Raw genomic sequence first — 14,677 nt, forward strand, 5'->3', positions numbered from 1 at the left:
CGGCTCCTTATTTAGAAATGTCGACATCTTCGACATCAACATCAATTTTCTTTGAGACGTCAGCATGATTAAAGAATTTCTCTGAAATCTTTTTCATGGTTCCATCTTTTTTCATCTCTTTTAATACACGATTTAATTCTTTTTGAAGCTCTGTATTGTCTTTTTTCATCACAAACCCTTGTTCATTCGGCATGTATTTTAAGTCTGGATGGATCGTAATATTTAGCTTAGGGAATGCAGCAAGCGCCAGTGTTTGCAAGTAGTAGTCATTTAGAATGACATCTGTACGGCCGTTTGCGACATCCTTTAAATATTGCTCGTTTGTGGCATTATCATAAATGACTTCTTTTGCACCATACTTACGGGCAACATCCATATAAATGGTCGTTGCAGCACCTGCTGCTTTCTTTCCTTTTAAATCCTTTAGCGTTTTAATACCTGACAGATCATCTTTTCTGACGATAGCGGTTCCATAGGAGTATTTATAAGGTGTTGAAAAGGCGAACTTATCTTTCCTGTCATCTGTGATGTCGATATCGTTTGCAGCGGCATCCACCTGACCTGAATTAATGGCACTGAGCATACCGTCATAACCCATTTCTTTAAATTCTACTTTGACGTCAAGGCGCTTAAATGCTTCTTTGACGACTTCCACTTCATAGCCAGTCAATTGATCCTTGCCGTTCGATGTATCATGGTAAGACGTAGGATACAAAGTGCCTGAAGTAGCGACCACAATTTTCCCTTTCTTTTGAATCTGATCCCACTTTGATTCTCCAGACTGAGATGAGCCTGATTGATTGCAAGCAGACATGACAAGCATGAGAGCAGACACAACAAGCAGCACCCATATAGGTTTTCTATGATAAAAACGACTCATTTAAGAATCCTCCTCTATTTTTTATACAAAACAAAACATAGCACGCTTTTTCAGTTAGGACAACGTTTTCAGATGAAAAGCGAAAAAGTAAGAATATTATGTGCAATTTGATGCTGTGAATAATGTATAAAAAAGGAAAGAGTGTGCAAATTAAAATCGAATAAAGGAGGGTCAGAGATGAAAAAAACAAGTGGTTTGATCTTACTAACGATGGTGCTATTATTTGGTTTTCAGGTGAATACGGCTCATGGAGAAACACCCCAAATGGAAAAGCGCCCCGTCACGCATCAAGTAAAATTAACGACAGAGCAACAAAAACAAATTGAAGTTCTTGAACAGCAAATTTTGTCTAAACGAAAAGAAGTGATTGAAAAATACGTTCAGTATGGTGTGTTAACGAAGGAACAAGGTGCGCACATCACAAAACGAATGGATGAACATTACAATCATTTGAAAAATAACGGGTTTGTTCCATTACTAAAAAAACCACAGCACCATCGACCATAAGTTCAAGAAAACCGGCAGCAAGGTGCCGGTTTTTATTGTTTAAGTGTTAAAAGGTCAGCGTTTCACCATCTTGAGGGACAAAAATGGCCTGATCTGCATGATTCTCTTGAATGTAAGATGTTAATGCCGCTCTTGTTAATAAACAATGATTCACGGCTTCAAGGTGACAGGCGATGATTTGAGCTTGTGGTTGAGTATGGTGAATGTCTACAATCTCTTCCTTGGTCATCGTAATTGGGTCTCCCTCTAAAAATTGGGCAGCTCCACTATTGACCACAATAATATCTGGCTGGCATGTATTCACAACCTCTTTCGGCTCATCACACCAAATGGTATCTCCTGCAATATAAAGAGTAGGCTCATCAGGATGAGAGAAAACAAAACCGCTCACTTGTCCCATCCGTTTAGCGGTTTCTCCTGTCCCGTGCTGCCCGCCAGTTCGTTTCATATGAACACCGCAAACATCCATTTCATCTTCAATGCATGTAACATGCTGAAATCCAGCTTCTTTCACTATCGTGCGATCTTTCTCTGATTGAGTATAGATCGGCAAAGTTTGCGCTAACCTCTTTTTTGCCTCGTCGTCAAAGTGATCTACATGTAAATGAGTGAGCAGGACAGCATCCGGCTGTAATATCTTGTCCAAATCAATGTTTGCAGGCAGATCCACAATTGGATTGTTTACATGTTGATTGGCAGTATTCGGGAACGGTGGATAGGTTCCTTTTGCTGCTAAAAAGGGATCGATTAAAAATGTTGACGGACCATATTGAAGGTATAAAGTAGCATTACGAATGAGTGTTATTTTCATTAGAAGGCCTCCTTTTTTTCTCATTAAGTTTACAGTATATTAAAAGAGCTTCATGTGACAGAGGATCATGAAAGTCTTTCAGCGGAACGACTTGATTTTTGAAAGAGGTGAGCCAATGCTAGACAAAACAGATATGGATATATTAAAAGAACTCTCAAAGAATAGCCGATTGACGATGAAAGCACTTGGTGAAAAAGTCCATTTAACCGGTCAAGCTGCTAAAAATAGAGTTTTAAAGCTTGAAGAAGAGGGGGTTATTGAAACCTATACCATTTCAATTAACTGGCGGACACAGCAGAACATCCAAACATTTTTACAGCTCTTTACCCGAAGTCATGATCATAAACCGCTTTTATCGTTTCTCCATCAAAAGGAAGAAATCAAAAACCTGTTTAAAATAAGTGGAGAGGGCTGTTATATGGCTGAAGGACATTTCTCCAGTCATGATGAGCTTGATCAATTTTTAACGGAGCTAACAAAGCATGCAAATTATAAATTGTCTATCGCTGTGAAACGTCTCACTCATCAAGAATAGATGAGGCGCAGGAGGAAATAGCCGATGAAAAGATTAATTGAACATCAGGCTGAACCGATCACAAAGGAAAGAATCAAAGCGGATTTGGTTCAACTTGGTGTAAGGAAGGGCATGATCTTATGTGTCCACTCATCCTTGTCATCTATTGGCTGGGTGAATGGAGGAGCTATAGCCGTTATACAAGCTATGATGGATATTTTAACAGATGAAGGAACACTGATTATGCCGGCACAAACATTAGAGCTGTCGGATCCTGCTGATTGGATCAATCCGCCTGTTCCTTATTCTTGGTGGAAACCGATCAAAGACACGATGCCTGCATTTGATCCGGCTTACACAGCTCCAACAGCAATGGGAAAGGTAGCGGAGACCTTTTGGAAATACCCAGGCGTAGAAAGAAGCAATCATCCTCATTTCTCATTCACCGCCTGGGGGAAAAGGAAAGATGAAGTGTTGAAACACCATGCGCTTCCTTATGGTTTAGGAGAAAATTCACCTCTTGGACGTATGTACGATCTTGATGCAAAAGTGCTGCTAATTGGCACGTCATTCGAGAGTGTGACAGCTTTTCACTTAGCTGAATATCGAATCTCACAGCAAGACCTCATGACACGAGGGGCCCCCATTTTAGAGAATGGTTGGAGGGTGTGGAAAGAGTATCAAGATATCATCACAAGAGAAGAATTATTTGAACAGATTGGTCGTGACTTTTTACAATCAGAATCTAGTTATAACCACAGTCGAATTGGGCTAGCCAATTCGTATTTATTGCCGATGAGAGAATCGGTCGATTTTGCGGAAAAATGGCTTGAACAGTACGACCAGGCGTGATCTAAGCAGTCTGAAAATCAAAATAATAGAGATCTTGATTAGGGTGCTCAGATATATAGCAGGTGAGCTGATAGTCTCCTTTTGGAATGGAGAAAGACAGTACCTGTGCCATGACGCTTGTCAGATAAACATGATCACTTGAATGAGTAAATGGCACTGTGATGACTCTATCAACGGATGATGGAGGCTCATGGCTGTTTAATGTCACGATAATAGAAGCCTTTCCGTTATTGATGCCTTCAAAAGAAATACCTCGATCCCCGGTTGCGAATCCTTGAAGAATATCGTCATCTGTCCAATCAATCACAGGTGGCGTTGTGCTTCCAGTGTATACGGTGATTTGGTGATAGGAGATAGATAGGGGATACGTTTGATTTAAATCATTCATAATAGATAACTCCTTTATTCATAAAATTTGTCCAGCTTGGAATCATGTTGAAAAGTGAATGTTTGAAAGTAAGATAATTGAAGAGAATGTTAGGCAGCAAGACGATTGTCGCCGTCTTGCGCTACTGTATGAGGGATCTAGATGTGAAATTGCGAAACCATTTCTTTTAGGTCTCCTGCTAAATGGGCGAGAGCCTCTGATGAAGCTGTTACTTCTTCCATTGCTGCGAATTGTTCTTCTGTTAAACCTGCTACTTGTTGTGAATGTTCACTCGTCAGTTTAACGCCTTCTGTGATAGAGGCAAAGGTTTGCTTCGCATCATTTGTATAAGCTGCGATTTTTTGGGATGCATCTGATAAATGTTTAATGCCATCTGCCATTTCCTTCATTGACTGCTGAATGTCGATAAATGATTCCTCTGTATGAGAAATAAGAACAGCCCCTTGAGCCGCTTCCTCTCGTACTCGTTTAATGGCACTCGTCGAATGATTCATCTCTTTTTGTATTTCGGAAATGAGATGTGAAATCATGTTGGATGATGTTTGCGATTCTTCTGCGAGCTTCCTCACTTCGTCTGCCACAACGGCAAAACCTTTTCCATGTTCACCTGCGCGTGCTGCCTCAATGGCCGCATTAAGAGCAAGTAGATTTGTTTGGTTAGCGATATCTGTAATCACTTTGGAAATCTGATCAATCTCGGCTGAACGTGTTTCTAGCGCTTGAATTGCTGTGCCGTTCTCTTCAATTGATTTTGCAATAGATGTCATTTGTGAATTGACTTCACCGATATTTTGTACACCTTTTTGGGCCATTTCTTGTGCGGATTGGCTTCTTGTTGCCATTTGTCCCGCATTTTCAGTGATGTTTACCAGCTCGTTAGATACTTGTCTCATCGTGTGCTCACTAGCTGTCATTTGGGCTGATTGCTGTTCAGACGATTGAGCGACTTCTTGAATGGTATGGGTAATTTTTTCTGATGCTGCACTCGTTTCTTCTGCGCTAGCTGACAGCTCCTCAGAAGAGGTGGCTACTAATTCAGATGTTTTGATCACATTTAAAATGGTTTGATTTAATTTCTCACGCATCTTATTAAAATGACCTGCCAACTCAGAAAGTTCATCGCCTGTGTGATCTGTCACGTTGATGGTTAAATTTCCTTCGCCCGCACTCTTAATAGCAGATGCCATATGTTTGAGACGTGTCTGAATCCGCTTTGTGAAAATAGAAATAATGATAACAGAAATAATTAAACTTAACAGTAGGACCGTGACAAATTGAATAAAGAAAGACTGAAGCATTTGTGAAATCATGCTTTGATTTGCACCGGTATAGAAAATACCAATCGTTTCCCCTGTATCATTTTTGATGGGCATATAAGCCGTTTGGTAGTCTTTCCCGGCAACATTGGCTGTTCCGTAATAATTCTCGCCTTTATCCAAAACAGCGGCCTTTACTTCAGGTGAGACTTCGGTTCCTACAGCTCGTTTCCCGTTTAACATGACATTTGTGGCAACACGGGTATTTCCTTGGAAGATCGTGATTGTATCACCAGTATATTCGGCTAATTGATCAACCAATGTGTCATGGTTATTGATTTGAGTCTTTCCTTTGTAAAGCTTGCCATCTTTTATCTGCCACGAGCCAGCAACCTTTTCAGTTAGGTAAGCGTATCCTAGCTTTAGATCGCCTTTTGCTTTTTCGGTGGCCATTTGCTTAATGTTCTCTGTCATTTCGCGGTTCACTACATAACCAACCACTGCTGAAAATACGATGAGGACACTTAAAAAGATCAGCATTATTTTGGCGCCAAGCCTCAGTTTTCCTTTTTTCTTCATGCTTTTTACTCCTTTAGGTATAAGGTAGGGTATCCCTCCTTAAAGATTATCGGCATGAAAAAAATGTTTGATATACGTGAATACACTTACACAGAAATTTTTGTTATGAAAAAAGGAAAGATCGTGCTACTCGATAATAAATTGGATTCTTGTGCCATCAGGATCATCTGATAATTGATGACTTACCCAAGAGCCTGCCCCCCTATTATCCGAAGGACGTACATATTTGACAGAAGCCCCTGCTCCACCTTCTTTACACATCGCCATTGGCCATTCATCACGATCATAACCACGCTTTGTTGGAATGCCATGAAGTGATTTGTCTCTTTGCTCATCACTATTTTTCCGATCAATGGTGCAAATGGAAGAATGACCTTCGTCAATAGCTTCTTCTATGTGCTTCGCAGTTTCTGGATAACGATCTGATGGAAAGTGAATGGTTTTGTCATAAGAAGAGTTTGTCGTCTCTTGTTTATGTTGCCCTAGTTGGACATAGCCTGTCGCTATACCAATGACAATCAATAAAAGCAAGAGAATGGTTTTAAGAAGTTTCATAGATGCTAGCTCTCTTTCTCTTTAGCGTATTTTGTAAACAGAAGTATAGCAGAATTACTTACCAATTTCTCCTCGTTTTGAAAAAACGTCTTTTAAAGTTCGAAAAACGTTTTTTACCTGTTTATGCTCTTTTCCTATTTGAACAAAAATCACAAAAATTTTAATTTTGCTGCTCATATTACAATTCTGCTTATGTAAAATGGCTTTATCACAGGTTTTTAGGCTAATTTCAAGATTTTAACACACAGAAATTTCAAAAAAATAAAATTGACTAGACCGATATGCTTTAATAATATGGAGTCAAATATCAAAAAATGTCGTAATTTATCAAAATATGATTCCATTTACATGACAGGAGGGAAGTACAAATGGCGGATGTCTCTTATCGGCTCGGAATAGACATAGGTGGAACATTTACTGATTTATCGCTGATGAATGAAGCAACAGGGGAGCTGACTGAACTCAAGACACCTACAGTGACAGATGACCCAGCTCAAGGAATTATCAATGGGCTAAAACTTCTAAAAGAAAGAGGTGTCGATTTATCCAAAATCCAATATCTCGTACACGGCATGACAATCGGCCTTAATACATTATTGCAGAGAAAGGGAGCAGATTTAGCCCTTTTTGTAACGGAAGGTTTTCAAGACATTTTGTCATTACAGCGTTTACGTCTACCCATTCCTTATGACTTCAATTCTCAATTGCCAGAACCATTGATACCACGAAAACATGTATATCCAATCTCTGAAAGGCTCATACACGATGGTTCGATCAAAAAACCTCTCCAACTGCAGCAATTAGATGATGCTGTCCGGCAGGTCATCTCTAAAAAACTAGCAGGCATTGTCATTTCTTTTTTACATAGTTATCAAAATCCAGTTCATGAATTACAGGCAAAAGCCTATATTCATCATCATTACCCACAGTTAGAAGTCCTGACATCATCAGAATTATGGCCACAAATGAGAGAATATGAGCGGACAGTGATGTCTGTTGTCAATTTGTACATTCAACCAAAGGTGAAACAATATTTACAAACGTTGAAAAACCGCTTGAAAGAAGAAGGTGTACCAATTTCTCCATACATTACCCAATCAAATGGTGGTTTAATGGATGCAGAAAGCGCAGCCACTTCACCCGTTAAAACACTTTTTTCTGGCCCGGCAGCTGGTGTAATTGGTGCGGCAAGAATTGCAACATCTGCAAATGAACCCAATTTAATTACATTTGATGTTGGTGGCACAAGTGCAGATATCTCGATCATTCAAAATGGGCAGCCTACAATGGCTCAGTCGAATCAGCTTTCAGGATTTCCGATCATTCTTCCATCTGTTGCAATGTATTCGATAGGGGCTGGCGGAGGTTCTGTCGCATGGCTTGATCAAGGCGGGCTTCTTAAAGCAGGACCGGAATCAGTTGGCTCGCAGCCTGGGCCTGCTTCGTATGGAAAGGGAAAAAAAGCTGCTTTAACCGATGCATTTCTCATATGCGGTTACCTCAATCAAGAACGGTTTGCCGGAGGACATTTACAATTGCAGCGGTCTGCAGCGGAAATAGCCTTTCAGCCAATTGCTGATCAGCTTCATAAAACGGTCGAACAGGCGGCTGACCAGTTGATTCAAGTGGCTGTTGCCAATATGTACACAGAACTAAGCAATGTCATGGAGCAGCAAGGGTTTGATCCTAGAGATTTTAGTTTGCTGGCATTTGGCGGGGCAGGGCCTGTTGTTGCGAATTTCCTTGCGAGAGAAATTCATGCGAAAAATGTGGTCGTCCCTCCAAGTCCAGGAACCTTATGTGCGCTAGGTGCACTTACAGCCGATTTTATCCATGATGCTGTGTTGTCTAAGAAAATCTGCTTACAAGACTATACGATGGACGAATTAAAACAAGATTATGAAATGCTTTCTCGCAAAGCAACGGATTGGTTCAGCCAGCAAAACATTCAACATATCAAACAAACGTCCATTTTGTTATTAGCAGATGCCCGCTATCAAGGACAGGCATTTGAGATTGAATTGCCATTATCGGTGGATTGGCTAAAGCAGGAACAAGACGTCTATCATCTGATTGAAGCTTTCCACAGCCTGCATGAGCGTCAATATGGCCATAGAGATGATCAGGCGAACATTGAATTTACTCATTTGCGAGTTCGGGTTATAGGTGAAACGCCTCCACTGCCTTTCTCTCCTGTTGATGAAAGAAGCGGACAGCCTCTAATACCACAATCATACAGACGAATCTTTATAGAAGAAAAAGAGTACGAAGCATCTGTTTACAATCGGAGTACTTTGTCATTAGGTGCTGTTGTGAATGGACCTGCCATCATTGAGCAAGATGATACGACAACATTGATTTTGCCAAACTGGGCAGGCAGCATAGACCATTCAGGAAACTTGGTGATTTCAAGGGAGGCGGGTTTACATGGGAACTGATCCAGCAAAGCTTGAGATGATGAGGAGTTATTTTAATGCGATTGCATCAGGCATGGGACATGTCATTGAGCGGACATCCTTTACAACATTCGTAAAAGAATCGGCGGATTTTGCCACAGCATTATCCACGCCTTCTGGAGATTTCTTTGTTTACCCAAAAACAGTCGGTGTCACGATCTTTTTAGGGCTGAGTCTCAAAAAAGCGATTGAAGAAAGCGGACCGATGCAGCCGGGTGACATTATCATCACAAATGATCCTTATACGACAGATGGTTTAGCGACTCATTTGCCAGATGTTCATATCATCAAACCCATTTTTATAGAAGATGAAATTGTCAGCTATGCCTGGTCTTTTGTTCATGTAAGTGATGTGGGAGGTCTTGTCCCTTCAAGCATTTCTCCAACTGCAACAGATGTTCATCAGGAAGGATTAAGAATTCCGCCAGTGAAAATCTATGAAGGTGGAAAAGAGAATCAGGTTGTTCGTACCTTTTTAAGAGCTAATAGCCGGGCGAGTCATTTAAATGATGGCGATATTAATGCGATGATTGCCGCTGTTAATACAGCAGAAATCAGACTAAAAGAAATGATCGAGAAATTTGGAAAAAACGAAGTGAAGCAAGGAATGATTGATCTGCTGAAGCAAGCAGAGGATCGCGCCGGAAAAGTAATTGAAGCCATCCCTGATGGAACGAGTGAATTCGCTGATTACTTGGATGATGATATGATTTCGGACGTGCCGATCCGATTAAAGATCAAGCTGACGGTCAAAGGGAAACAGCTGACACTGGACTTCTCTGAGTGTGACCCGCAAGTTAAGACTGCTTTTAATCTTGTCACCAATGGTCAAAAGCACTCCTTCTTATATCAAGGGTTGATTAATTACATCATTAGTAAAGATCCTTTTATTCCGATTAATGGTGGGATTACGTATCCGATAGACGTGATTTCACCTAAAGGAACGCTTGTCCATCCAGAATATCCGGCTTCTGTCGGTATTCGGCATTCCATTACAATGAGACTGTATAATGTCGTGCTAGGTGCTATTGGTAAGCTGTTGCCTGAAGCAGTGCCGGCGGCAGGTGCAGGTCAATCCGCTATCGTCGTTCTCTCTGTTCCTGATGATCAAACAGGAGGCAGAAAAATGTCTGTGGTTGAACCGTTAGGCGGAGGCGGCGGTGCTCAAAAAGGGACTGATGGAGTAGATGGAATTGATCATTCGTCAGGCTTTTTAAAAAATACACCCATTGAGAGCTTGGAACAGCATATTGATATTCATGTACACCGATATGAACTGCTGCCGAACACAGGTGGAGCAGGGGAACATAGAGGGGGACATGCGATTGGCTTGGAATTTGAAATGATCAAGCCAGAATCGATGGTGACGGCACGAGGAATGGAACGAATGAAGTTTCAACCTTGGGGGTTAATGGGTGGCCGAGCAGGAGCAATTGGTGAGGTGAAATTGACCAAACCAAATGGGGAGACACAAAACCAGCCGAAAATTGATGTCATGCGTCTTGAAAAAGGCGATATTGTTCAATTGGTTTCACCAAGTGGGGGAGGATGGGGGAATCCATTTGCTAGAAAGAAAGAAAAAGTCCTTCATGAAGTGGAAGCAGGGCTATTAAGTGAAGAAAGAGCACTTCAGCAATATGGCGTCAAAGTCTATCGAGATCATAATGAATGGAAAATTGATGACGAACAGACGAGCAGGCTTCGTGAAAAGATGAATGATGCTGATGCTGTCGCTTGGGATTTTGGAGAGCAAAGAGCAGCTTATGAGAAAGTGTGGACGGACGAAGCCAGCAGTGAGCTTGCTGTGCGGCTTCGTTCATACCCAGCAAATGAGCGTACGCACTATAAACATGCGGTTCATTCTCATTTTGGTCATAGACAGGAACCGTTAACAAAGATGGATATTATTCAAGCACTTCATCACTTGAATCAACAAAAAGGGGGAAATGAATCATGAAAAGAAGAGTAATCGCCATATTTGCAGGTATCCTATCCGTCATGTTACTGCTGTCTGCATGCGGTGGAAATGGGCAGGACCAAAGTAAACAGCAGCAGACTGTGATCGTTGGTGTCTACGGAGGAGATTGGGAAAAGAATATTAAGCCAATCCTCGAAAAGTTTGAAAAGGATACAGGCATTAAAGTACAAACGGTCTCTGGGGCAGATTCTGAATGGTTTACAAAATTAAAAGCATCTAATGGTAAAAATCCACCGTATGATTTGCTTATTTTACAGCCTGATACGATTCAAAGAGGTATTGCGGCAAACGTTCTTGCGCCTATTGATGAAGATCAAGCACCAAATGTGAAAAAGCTTTATCGTTCTGTTCAAAAGAAACTCACTGTTGATGGAAAACAATATGCAGCAGGCTTTAGTATGGGACAGCTTGGAATTGCTTATAGAAAAGATCTTGTCAAACAGGAGCCAAACAGCTGGACAGATATATGGAGCGATCAGCTGAAAGGGAAAGTGGCGATTTCTTCCCCAACTTATTCAGCGGGCTTGCAATTTTTCTCTGCACTTGTCCATGCTCAAGGAGGGACAGAATCAAATCCTAAGGATATTGATAAAGCATTTAAAAGCCTCGCACAATTAAAAGGGCGTGTAGCAGCTTTTCCTGATAACCCAGGGTCTATTCAAACGCTGTTAGAACGTGGTGACGTGACGGCAGTTCCATATTGGGATGGCCGATCATTTGCACTTGAAGAAGAAGGGATGGATATTGGATTCTCATATCCGAAAGAAGGCGCTGTGGCAGCAGTTGCGAGCTGGGCGTTAACAAAGGGAAGTCAGCATGAGGAAGCGGCTTATAAGCTATTAAACTACCTTAGCGGGAAAGAAGCTCAAGAAGCCTTCTCAGAAAAATCTTACTATGGCATGTCGAATTCTGATGTGAAATACGGAGACAAAATTAAGGGGAAAGTGAAGGTTGGCGAAAATTATTATAGCAAGCTGACTTGGGTAGATTACGAAACAGCGACTTCAGAGCTCGGTCAATGGACGAATCGATGGAATGAAGTATTAGGCGGAGGAAAATAGGTGATCGCATGAGTGGAATCAATTTAGAACATATCAGCCAGCATTTCGGCGAACAAATTGCTCTTGATGATGTCAGTCTTACGGTAAAAGAGGGAGAGTTTTTCTCCCTTCTTGGCCCTAGTGGCTGCGGAAAATCAACTTTACTCAATATCATTGGTGGTTTTTTAGAACCAACAAAAGGAGTCGTCTATATTGGTGATCAGGATGTGACGACTTTACCTCCTTATCAAAGAAAAACGGGGATGGTCTTTCAAAGCTATGCACTTTTCCCACATCTCACCGTATTTGATAATGTTGCATATGGGTTGAAGGTTCAAAAGAAAAAGAAGGCGGAAATCAAGCAAAAGGTGATGGAGAGCTTGTCTCTTGTTCAATTAGAGTCATTTGCCAAACGTATGCCGCACCAATTAAGTGGTGGTCAGCAGCAACGGGTCGCAATTGCAAGGGCACTTGCTATCCAGCCCGCTGTTCTCCTTCTGGATGAACCACTCAGTAACCTAGATGCAAAGCTAAGAAAAAATATGCAGACGGAGCTGCGAAATATTCAACGGAATGTCGGAATTACGACTATTCTTGTGACGCATGATCAGGAGGAAGCCTTAAGCCTTTCCGACCGAATTGGGATATTAGGTGAGGGGAAAATTCAGCAGATTGGGACACCTTTAGAAGTATATCGTCAGCCAAATAATCGTTTTGTTGCTGAATTTATCGGACAGGTCAATCTATTTGAAGTGGAGTATGATGAAGTTACTTCCACATACACTGTTCCACATTTCACTCAATCAAATGGGAAGCAAGTTCAGCTAAAAGCTGCCGCATTTAAAGAGAAGAGCGAGAAGCATTTACTCATGCTGCGTCCTGAGAGAATCAAGTTATCTTCTGGCGGGGAGGAAGTTCAGCCAAATCATGTCACAGGAATGTTGGCAGATGTCAGTTATATTGGGCACTCTTTACGTTTGGTCGTTGGGCTTGATCAAGGTGAAATCATTGTCCATGCATCAGACGCAGCATTTCCCGAGCTGCCTCGAGTTGGAGAAACTGTGCATATTCATTGGCAGCCTGAAGATATTGTTTTCTTAGATTCGAAGGTGCATGCGTGATGCGAATCAAAAAAAAGAATCAGCGCTTTCATTGGTTTATGCTGCTGCCAGCTTGTTTGTTTCTAGTTGTATTCCTTCTTGCTCCGCTTGTGATGATGTTTGTCCTCAGTTTTCGTGATGTGGATTCGATGATGAATACGTTACAATCCTATAGTTTGTCTCAATATTTACATGTATTTACGACAGATGCATATGTGAAAGCAATTGGAAGTACTGTGTGGGTGGCCTTACAGACAACGGTCATTTGTTTATTGATGGCATATCCTGCAGCTTATGTGCTAGTGAAAGCACCTCATCCAAGATTGCGGGCTTTTTTCTATATCTTACTTGTATCGCCGCTTTTGACGAGTGTCGTCATTCGGACATTTGCATGGATCGTTCTTCTTTCGCAAAATGGCTTGATCAATGGCATGCTGATCGATTTACATCTGATTGAGAAACCGCTATCGATGCTGTGGAATATGAATGCGGTCATTATTGCTTATGTTCAAGTGATGCTGCCTTTTGCAGTGCTGCCTATTGCAACGAGCTTAACTGATATGGACCGTCACTTAAGACCGGCTTCTATGAGTCTTGGTGCTGGGCGTATACGGACATTTTTTCATGTGACCTTGCCGCTTACGATTCCAGGCATGATCACCGGAGCAATTATTGTCTTCTCACTTGCAGCAGGAAGTTATATTACTCCTCTGCTAGTCGGCGGACGGATGCAGCCGCTCTTGCCACTGTCCATTTATCAGCAGGTCATGCAGGTGTATAATTTGCCTCTTGCCGCTGCGATGTCCTTTACTTTATTGATTTGTGTGCTAGCGGTCGTCAGTCTATTAAGCTATCTATTGAAGCGATGGGAGGCGAGGATGCATGCGTAAAAAATCAATAAGTGACCGTTTGCTTTCGGTTCTGATATGGACCGCAGGTTCACTCGTTTATCTCTTTTTAACCGTACCTGTTCTTGTCATTGTTCTTTCTGCTTTTAGTCCGAATGCCTTTCCTGAATTCCCGCCGACTTCATTTTCCGTTCGTTGGTTTCATGAGGTCGTGTCGAATCCAGAATGGATGGAATCTTTGCGTATCAGCGTGATTCTGTTATTGATTGTGACGCCGCTTACTGTTCTTTTAGGAACGATGGCTTCTTATGCTTTAGCAAGGCTTTCCTTTAAGGGAAAGGAAGCTGTTCAAGCCTTTATTTTGTCACCTCTTATGATTCCTCAGGTGGTATTAGGGATTGCGATGCTGTATTTGTTTACGGCTATGGGTTTTACAGGGTCTTTGTGGGCATTAGTCATTGGGCATGTCATCATTGGTTTTCCTTATGTGGTACGAACCGTGGGTGTCAGTGTTTCAAATCTTGATCCACGTCTTGAGCTAGCTTCCATGAATCTTGGTGCAGGGCCCATACGTACTTTCTTTCGTGTGACACTGCCATTGATCAAGCCGGGCATTATCGCAGGTGGCGTGTTTTCTGCTGTGACATCATTTGGTGAAATCTCGATTAGTTTGTTCGTTTCTTCACCTCAAACCATTACGATTCCCGTGAGGACGTTTAATTACATTGAGCAAACTTTTGATCCGAGTGTCAATGCGATATCTGTCATATTTATTATCATTTCTATCATTGCGTTGCTCATTATTGAGAAAACGATTGGTCTGTCTAAGGTGATGTAAATATAATGAAGAAACAAGGAGCTGTCATTTGAAATGACAGCTCTTTTTGTATTGTTTTTTATGGTAAAAATATTC

Annotated in this window: 14 protein-coding genes; 9 read left to right on the plus strand and 5 right to left on the minus strand. The window is 41.5% G+C overall.

Features of this window, described 5'->3' with window-relative positions; all coding sequences use genetic code 11:
* Nucleotides 1-7: 7 nt before the first annotated feature.
* Nucleotides 8-880: a transporter substrate-binding domain-containing protein gene (locus NSQ52_RS01955; RefSeq protein ID WP_008347852.1), complete on the minus strand. Its 873-nt coding sequence runs from the start codon at nt 878-880 to the stop codon at nt 8-10.
* 177 nt (nt 881-1,057) lie between these two features.
* Between NSQ52_RS01955 and NSQ52_RS01960 the strand changes: the two genes are divergently transcribed.
* The gene (locus NSQ52_RS01960) at nt 1,058-1,387 is read left to right on the plus strand and encodes a YckD family protein (protein WP_335350803.1); all 330 of its coding nucleotides are present in this window, start codon (nt 1,058-1,060) and stop codon (nt 1,385-1,387) included.
* 46 nt (nt 1,388-1,433) lie between these two features.
* On the opposite strand, the gene NSQ52_RS01965 is transcribed toward NSQ52_RS01960, so the two are convergent.
* Entirely contained in the window at nt 1,434-2,198 is a 765-nt protein-coding gene (locus tag NSQ52_RS01965; protein ID WP_342473856.1) for an MBL fold metallo-hydrolase, read from the minus strand.
* 115 nt (nt 2,199-2,313) lie between these two features.
* On the opposite strand from NSQ52_RS01965, the gene NSQ52_RS01970 reads away from it, so the two are divergent.
* Nucleotides 2,314-2,733, plus strand: a complete 420-nt coding sequence (locus NSQ52_RS01970) for an Lrp/AsnC family transcriptional regulator (RefSeq protein ID WP_342473857.1) — start codon at nt 2,314-2,316, stop codon at nt 2,731-2,733.
* Between the two features lie 24 nt (nt 2,734-2,757).
* The gene (locus NSQ52_RS01975) at nt 2,758-3,564 is read left to right on the plus strand and encodes an AAC(3) family N-acetyltransferase (RefSeq protein WP_342473858.1); all 807 of its coding nucleotides are present in this window, start codon (nt 2,758-2,760) and stop codon (nt 3,562-3,564) included.
* Nucleotide 3,565: 1 nt separating this feature from the next.
* Here the strand turns inward: NSQ52_RS01975 and comJ are convergent, their stop codons facing one another.
* From comJ to NSQ52_RS01990, 3 genes are all read right to left on the minus strand, one after another.
* Complete coding sequence (comJ, locus tag NSQ52_RS01980; protein ID WP_342473859.1) at nt 3,566-3,952, minus strand: competence protein ComJ; 387 nt, start codon at nt 3,950-3,952, stop codon at nt 3,566-3,568.
* Nucleotides 3,953-4,089: 137 nt separating this feature from the next.
* Nucleotides 4,090-5,787, minus strand: coding sequence for a methyl-accepting chemotaxis protein (locus NSQ52_RS01985; protein WP_342473860.1), 1,698 nt, complete (start codon nt 5,785-5,787; stop codon nt 4,090-4,092).
* Nucleotides 5,788-5,913: 126 nt separating this feature from the next.
* Nucleotides 5,914-6,342, minus strand: coding sequence for a NucA/NucB deoxyribonuclease domain-containing protein (locus NSQ52_RS01990; protein ID WP_007498233.1), 429 nt, complete (start codon nt 6,340-6,342; stop codon nt 5,914-5,916).
* A gap of 368 nt (nt 6,343-6,710) precedes the next feature.
* Here NSQ52_RS01990 and NSQ52_RS01995 point away from each other — a divergent pair, with 368 nt between their 5' ends.
* Genes NSQ52_RS01995 through NSQ52_RS02020 form a run of 6 tightly spaced genes read left to right on the plus strand, consistent with a single transcriptional unit; the run spans nt 6,711 to nt 14,602 of the window.
* A complete protein-coding gene (locus NSQ52_RS01995) occupies nt 6,711-8,780 on the plus strand; it encodes a hydantoinase/oxoprolinase family protein (RefSeq protein WP_342473861.1) in 2,070 nt (689 codons plus the stop codon).
* On the plus strand, nt 8,770-10,755 hold the full coding sequence (locus tag NSQ52_RS02000) for a hydantoinase B/oxoprolinase family protein (RefSeq protein WP_342473862.1): 1,986 nt from the start codon (nt 8,770-8,772) through the stop codon (nt 10,753-10,755). The genes NSQ52_RS01995 and NSQ52_RS02000 overlap by 11 nt, the downstream gene beginning before the upstream one ends.
* Nucleotides 10,752-11,837: an ABC transporter substrate-binding protein gene (locus tag NSQ52_RS02005; protein ID WP_342473863.1), complete on the plus strand. Its 1,086-nt coding sequence runs from the start codon at nt 10,752-10,754 to the stop codon at nt 11,835-11,837. Before NSQ52_RS02000 ends, NSQ52_RS02005 begins: the two co-directional genes overlap by 4 nt.
* 8 nt (nt 11,838-11,845) lie before the next feature.
* On the plus strand, nt 11,846-12,937 hold the full coding sequence (locus tag NSQ52_RS02010) for an ABC transporter ATP-binding protein (protein ID WP_144668201.1): 1,092 nt from the start codon (nt 11,846-11,848) through the stop codon (nt 12,935-12,937).
* A complete protein-coding gene (locus NSQ52_RS02015; RefSeq protein ID WP_008347830.1) occupies nt 12,937-13,806 on the plus strand; it encodes an ABC transporter permease in 870 nt (289 codons plus the stop codon). The genes NSQ52_RS02010 and NSQ52_RS02015 overlap by 1 nt, the downstream gene beginning before the upstream one ends.
* Nucleotides 13,799-14,602, plus strand: a complete 804-nt coding sequence (locus NSQ52_RS02020; protein ID WP_008347828.1) for an ABC transporter permease — start codon at nt 13,799-13,801, stop codon at nt 14,600-14,602. Before NSQ52_RS02015 ends, NSQ52_RS02020 begins: the two co-directional genes overlap by 8 nt.
* Nucleotides 14,603-14,677: the final 75 nt, after the last annotated feature.

The sequence above is a fragment of the Bacillus sp. FSL W8-1141 genome (genome assembly GCF_038593205.1).
Lineage (GTDB): Bacteria > Bacillota > Bacilli > Bacillales > Bacillaceae > Bacillus > Bacillus altitudinis.

What these genes read in the sequence shown, in the direction of transcription:
- NSQ52_RS01955 (WP_008347852.1), bottom strand. Translation starts at nt 880, where the DNA reads ATGAGTCGTTTTTATCATAGAAAACCTATATGGGTGCTGCTTGTTGTG.
- NSQ52_RS01960 (WP_335350803.1), top strand. Translation starts at nt 1,058, where the DNA reads ATGAAAAAAACAAGTGGTTTGATCTTACTAACGATGGTGCTATTATTT.
- NSQ52_RS01965 (WP_342473856.1), bottom strand. Translation starts at nt 2,198, where the DNA reads ATGAAAATAACACTCATTCGTAATGCTACTTTATACCTTCAATATGGT.
- NSQ52_RS01970 (WP_342473857.1), top strand. Translation starts at nt 2,314, where the DNA reads ATGCTAGACAAAACAGATATGGATATATTAAAAGAACTCTCAAAGAAT.
- NSQ52_RS01975 (WP_342473858.1), top strand. Translation starts at nt 2,758, where the DNA reads ATGAAAAGATTAATTGAACATCAGGCTGAACCGATCACAAAGGAAAGA.
- comJ (WP_342473859.1), bottom strand. Translation starts at nt 3,952, where the DNA reads ATGAATGATTTAAATCAAACGTATCCCCTATCTATCTCCTATCACCAA.
- NSQ52_RS01985 (WP_342473860.1), bottom strand. Translation starts at nt 5,787, where the DNA reads ATGAAGAAAAAAGGAAAACTGAGGCTTGGCGCCAAAATAATGCTGATC.
- NSQ52_RS01990 (WP_007498233.1), bottom strand. Translation starts at nt 6,342, where the DNA reads ATGAAACTTCTTAAAACCATTCTCTTGCTTTTATTGATTGTCATTGGT.
- NSQ52_RS01995 (WP_342473861.1), top strand. Translation starts at nt 6,711, where the DNA reads ATGGCGGATGTCTCTTATCGGCTCGGAATAGACATAGGTGGAACATTT.
- NSQ52_RS02000 (WP_342473862.1), top strand. Translation starts at nt 8,770, where the DNA reads ATGGGAACTGATCCAGCAAAGCTTGAGATGATGAGGAGTTATTTTAAT.
- NSQ52_RS02005 (WP_342473863.1), top strand. Translation starts at nt 10,752, where the DNA reads ATGAAAAGAAGAGTAATCGCCATATTTGCAGGTATCCTATCCGTCATG.
- NSQ52_RS02010 (WP_144668201.1), top strand. Translation starts at nt 11,846, where the DNA reads ATGAGTGGAATCAATTTAGAACATATCAGCCAGCATTTCGGCGAACAA.
- NSQ52_RS02015 (WP_008347830.1), top strand. Translation starts at nt 12,937, where the DNA reads ATGCGAATCAAAAAAAAGAATCAGCGCTTTCATTGGTTTATGCTGCTG.
- NSQ52_RS02020 (WP_008347828.1), top strand. Translation starts at nt 13,799, where the DNA reads ATGCGTAAAAAATCAATAAGTGACCGTTTGCTTTCGGTTCTGATATGG.